Origin of the sequence: Pedobacter sp. (genome assembly GCF_045628745.1) — a bacterium.
GTDB lineage: Bacteria > Bacteroidota > Bacteroidia > Sphingobacteriales > Sphingobacteriaceae > Pedobacter.
The window spans coordinates 1-4,914 of sequence record NZ_JAZQPU010000468.1; the positions used below are offsets into that span (position 1 = coordinate 1).

General features: G+C 35.2%; 5 protein-coding genes. 2 read left to right on the forward strand and 3 right to left on the reverse strand.

The features are described from left to right. Window positions 1–360: 360 nt before the first annotated feature. Window positions 361–1,452 carry a sensor histidine kinase gene (locus tag ACR2F7_RS16755; RefSeq protein ID WP_432714687.1) on the reverse strand — a complete coding sequence of 364 codons (1,092 nt, stop codon included), beginning with the start codon at window positions 1,450–1,452 and terminating at the stop codon, window positions 361–363. Window positions 1,453–1,718: 266 nt separating this feature from the next. Here ACR2F7_RS16755 and ACR2F7_RS16760 point away from each other — a divergent pair, with 266 nt between their 5' ends. Further along, on the forward strand, window positions 1,719–2,405 hold the full coding sequence (locus ACR2F7_RS16760) for a CatA-like O-acetyltransferase (protein ID WP_432714688.1): 687 nt from the start codon (window positions 1,719–1,721) through the stop codon (window positions 2,403–2,405). Between the two features lie 708 nt (window positions 2,406–3,113). Here ACR2F7_RS16760 and ACR2F7_RS16765 read toward each other — a convergent pair. Together ACR2F7_RS16765 and ACR2F7_RS16770 are read right to left on the reverse strand one after the other, a co-directional pair. Next, window positions 3,114–3,314 carry a helix-turn-helix transcriptional regulator gene (locus tag ACR2F7_RS16765; protein WP_432714689.1) on the reverse strand — a complete coding sequence of 67 codons (201 nt, stop codon included), beginning with the start codon at window positions 3,312–3,314 and terminating at the stop codon, window positions 3,114–3,116. Then, on the reverse strand, window positions 3,304–3,750 hold the full coding sequence (locus tag ACR2F7_RS16770) for a hypothetical protein (protein WP_432714690.1): 447 nt from the start codon (window positions 3,748–3,750) through the stop codon (window positions 3,304–3,306). The genes ACR2F7_RS16765 and ACR2F7_RS16770 overlap by 11 nt, the downstream gene beginning before the upstream one ends. A gap of 245 nt (window positions 3,751–3,995) precedes the next feature. On the opposite strand from ACR2F7_RS16770, the gene ACR2F7_RS16775 reads away from it, so the two are divergent. Then, window positions 3,996–4,914: carboxypeptidase-like regulatory domain-containing protein (locus ACR2F7_RS16775; RefSeq protein ID WP_432714691.1), on the forward strand; the 919-nt coding region annotated here is incomplete at its 3' end.

Here is a 4,914-nt window from a genome sequence, read left to right on the forward strand (position 1 = left end):
GCACCAAGTACTGAAGAGCATGAGAATTTGCTTGCTGAAGATAAAACTGCAGCTGCTAAATTAAAAGCAACTACTAAGCCAGCAAATGCTAAAGCACCAAGTAAAACTGCTCAGCCAGCTAAAAAAGCTAGCATGACCAGCAAGAAAGGCGTTTAATAAAATCATTATAGAAGGGCCGGAGGTGTAACATACATCTTCGGCTTTTTTATGTGCTTAAATGTTTCCCAATCTACGGGATAAACGGCTTTGGTGAAATTCTTGATGGTGATCATATGCTGCTGGTTTAATTGTATTTAATTTAGCAATCATATTTCGAAATAAGTTATTTATTTTAGAGGTTATCCTTCTTGAGGTAAATTATTAGGCCTCCGTACTTTCATTTAAAGGTATAAACACCCTGAAAATTGAACCTTTATCAGGCTCACTTTCCACCGTAATTTTCCCACCAGCAGATTTTAAAATTTCATTGACCAGGTAAAGCCCTACACCATTTCCTTCAACAGAGCTTTTTACCCGAAAGTGTTTTTTGAATATGGAATCCATATTTTCGGGGTTAATCCCTATCCCGTTATCTGCTACGCTAATCACCAGAAAACTACTTTCAATATAAGATTTAATGTGCACTTCGGGTATTCGGTCTGAAGAGCCATACTTAATGGCATTATTAACCAGGTTATAAATAATGCTGCGCAGTTTGCGCCTTGGAAAGGTGATCTCTGAAGGCCCAATGTCTGACCTAATGATTGCTTTTGAAGCCTGGATTTGTGTGGAGAGCGTTAGTCTTACATCCTCCAATATATTTTCTAAGTCCAGCATTTCTTCTACAGCCTGATAGCGGTGTTCATGCCCGCGCGATTGCACAAGGTCAAAAATAACCTGTTTCATTTTATTTAGGCTGTTTTCCACATTACGCAACAAGGCAGGAAATCTTTCTTTTCCTTTCTCCGGCACTTTTTTAAGCAATTCCACGGTCAGGCTCAAGGCCATCAATGGGTTTTTAATGTCATGCGCAATGGTATCCAGCAACAGTTCATGCTCGGAAATTAACTTCTCCTGTTCCTTAAGGTCTTTAATCCTGGTGCTGATGTCAATAAACGTAATAATTACACCATTTGACTTGTTTTCTTTTCGGATAAGATAGGGAAGGATATTCATTTGGAACCATTTCATGTCCGTGGTCTGTATCTCTTTCTCCAGGATCTCTCCTGTGTCAATAACTTGCTGGATGTTATCGATGATAGTTGGAAAACGAAAATTGTCTGCCACCTCCACTAAGTGTTTCCCAATGTGGTCCTTTTTAAGCTTAAATTGCTTCATTGCAGGAGGCGTAAATTTACGAAGCACCAATTGAGCATCAACAAATAGTTGAGGAATGATAGTATTCTGGAAGTAATTTTCCAGTTCTTCATTGAGTTCGATCAGCTCATCGATCTTTTCATTTTTGTTTAGCATAGCCGGGTGATAAGACTGTTACAGTATTAGCCGCGCAAGGTAGGTATTAATGTAGATACCACTGTTATTAGTGGTTACCTTTAACCAAATAAGACAAATTATTAGTATTCAGTGACTATATTCATCGTTGTAGGGCATCCAGGGTAATTTTCCACTTTTTCCATTTGCAGATCTAAACAATAGTCAAATTGCAGACCTGCTGTCCAAATGGTTAAAAGAATGCTGGCTTTGCTGTAAATTTGTCTGGTAGAAATCAAAGATAAGAAATGAACAAGAACTTAAACCCAACAGCATCTGATGGTGATGATACAGCAAAATCATTTGTTGATCAAAAACAGGAAGTTGATTTAAATAACTGGCATAGAAAGGACCATTTTGAGTTCTTTACTCAATTTGAGGAGCCATTTTTTGGTGTAACGGTAAGCATTGATTGTACTTTAGCCTATAAGAATGCCAAAGAACAAGGAAATAGTTTCTTTTTATATTATCTGTATTGTGCCCTAAAGGCAGCCAATAGTGTTGAGGCTTTTAAATATCGTATCATAGAAAAAAAGGTGTTTCTTTTTGACCAGATACATGCTTCAGCTACCGTTAGTCGTCCGGATGAAACTTTTGGATTTGCCTATATGAATTATCATAAAGAGGCAAAGCAGTTTAACGAGGAGGCTATAACGGTGATGGAGCAAGTGCGACAAAGTAAAGGACTACATCCATCAAAGTCAGGAGAAAATGTTATTCACTTCTCTGCATTGCCCTGGTTAAACTTTACCTCCTTGTCTCATGCAAGATCGTTCAGCTTTCCGGATAGTATTCCTAAAATATCTTTCGGTAAAATGATAGAACAAAATGGTGTTAAAACCATGTCAGTGTCTATTCATGTGCACCATGGGCTGATGGATGGTTATCACGTAGGCCTGTTTGTAGATAAATTTCAGCTGTTAATGAATGGGTAATAATTCAAACGCCTGAGGCTGATCAAAAATGGGTTGCTTATAACTAAAGTATGTATTTTTCAATTTGCGGAATGTGTATTTTAAAATCTGGACATTTATTTAAAATCACATTGTATTTGTAGTCAACAATACAAATGATTTTAAAACCTGATCTTTTCAAATTTAGATGTTGATCTGCAACCTGATAATAATCATCAGAATAATAGGTTTTGTAAACAGATGCATCCGTAAGGTAAATAATTTTATACACAAAAATCCCCCTTTCTTTTTCTAAAAAAAACGATAAAAGTATTGCAGTATTGTCTTTCCTGATTGTGTTAATAATTTAAAATTGTAACCATATGCCAATGGGTTGTCAATAAGAAATCATCATTAAATAGAATAAATCTAATTTGTATTTAGAGTCAATTAATTGATAATTATAAAGTTATCAATTAATTATTTAATATCGTATTACACCTTTTTTGAGTTCAAACCAATAATGAGGGACATGGTCATCATCCAAGATCTCCTTACATTCAAAACCGCAATTTCCAGAATTTTTTTAGATTGTGTATTATTTGTATCTGCAATTGCATAAATTACAGGTAGTTCTAACTTATTAAACGACCATTGACTGATTCAGTGATGAGCTTAAAGCCACCCCATCATATAAATTCATTTGTTTCCTTTTCAATTCATAAGATTTATATGCTACTCATTGCCCTCCTAATCCTCCTCCTCAAGTTGAAAAATCTCTTCTATAGGCACATCGAAAACCCTGGCTAGCTTTAACGCTAAGACAGTTGATGGTACGTATTTACCAGCCTCTATGGTGTTAATTGTTTGTCTGGATACCTGAATCAACTCAGCGAGTTCAGCTTGGGTTAGATTTTTTATTGCCCTATGCACACGTAAGTTATTTTTCATCAGCAGTTTGTTTATTTGAATTACGATACAAGAGCAAATTAAAAATGAGCATAAATAATAAAGGAACCGTAAGCATATTGATTGCTGAAAAAATTAAATAGTTCCATCCAAAAATGGACCAGGTTCCAATAATTGAAATGATTAAAGACGCCATAACAGCATATTGCCAGCTGGTCAATCTCAAATAAGAAATAAATTCATCCTCTTGTTTTTCTTTCGAAAAAGTAATCATGATTAAACCTATCATCCAGAAAGTAAAGATAAACTCTTTCAATAGATTCACCTCTGTTATAAGTGAATAATCATTTATGGTGATATCCAAGAATGTTGGTTGCCAATCGAATTTCCGGGCAGCAAAAAAGATTATGCTCGCCAAGATAAAAATAAGCCATCCAAATTTCTTAAATCGGTTTGGCAAGAGTGTTTTATAGTTCATGATTATGTTTTTAATAAATGTAAAACAAACAAATCAATATGTCAAGTTTATTTGTCTTTTTGGTATACAAAGTTGATAAAATAACATTTTGCGTAACCTATTCGGTACATTACGTTAGATCACTGAAAAATAATCACCTGCCATAAATTAAAATATACTTCTCATTCGGTCTGTTTCCTAATGAATTGAAAATAAAATGTTTAAAAACAATTTATTTCCGTAACTATGATAGCTAAATTAACCTCATGAAAGTATTCCTTACTTTGATCTTCTGTCTGTTTATTAGTCAATTATCTGCGCAACAACCTCACCTGGCTGGTACTATTGTAGATCATTCAACCCAAAAGGCTCTTGCAGAAGTGTCATTGACGGTCTTACAAAAACAGACGGGCACAGTATCAAATAACGAAGGCAAATTCATGCTACTTAAAAACAACATTCTTGATACCGACAGTGTGCTGATCAGTTGTATAGGGTACAGGTCCATAACAAAATTGGCTGCACAGCTCATGGCTAATCAAAGTCAGCTTATTTATTTAGAGCCCCAGGTATTTGTTTTAGAGGAAGTTATCATTAAACCATTATCGGTTGTTGCCATGTTGAAGGAGGCGATTGAAACTACTGCTGGACTTATTAAACCCGAAAATCGACTAAATGCTTACTATAAGGAATTTGCTTACCTAGACCAAGCCTTGTTTAAGTTTGCAGATGCAGCCGTAATTTATACGGTTGACGATAAGGACAAAAAGACCAAAGTAGACATGCAGGTTATTGAATCACGCATTAAGAAAGATTCTGTAACGGAAGAAAACAAGTGGAAATCAGATATCGAATCCTTGATTAAATCGGATAAAGCGATGAAGTCTTATTACAATCTGGATTACCTGAATAAATTGGTTAACCCCAAGCATACAGATAAATTCACTTATAAAATAGAAAACTCAGGTCCAATTACAAAGATTAGCATAGATCCGAAAGCTGAAATTAAACAATATCTTCCCAATGTTACTGTTTATTTCAACACAGTCAACAACAGGATTCTTAAAGTCAACTATAGTCATATAACCCATTTGCAGTATATGCCAAAGGTGAACCTGGTTTTTATGGCTTATGCTTGTGAGAAAGACAACATGACGGCGATTTATAGTGAAGGACCAGTTCCTT

Bases quoted from the DNA above. Each gene is read 5' to 3' on its own strand.
- ACR2F7_RS16755 (WP_432714687.1), bottom strand. From the start codon at position 1,452: ATGCTAAACAAAAATGAAAAGATCGATGAGCTGATCGAACTCAATGAA.
- ACR2F7_RS16760 (WP_432714688.1), top strand. From the start codon at position 1,719: ATGAACAAGAACTTAAACCCAACAGCATCTGATGGTGATGATACAGCA.
- ACR2F7_RS16765 (WP_432714689.1), bottom strand. From the start codon at position 3,314: ATGAAAAATAACTTACGTGTGCATAGGGCAATAAAAAATCTAACCCAA.
- ACR2F7_RS16770 (WP_432714690.1), bottom strand. From the start codon at position 3,750: ATGAACTATAAAACACTCTTGCCAAACCGATTTAAGAAATTTGGATGG.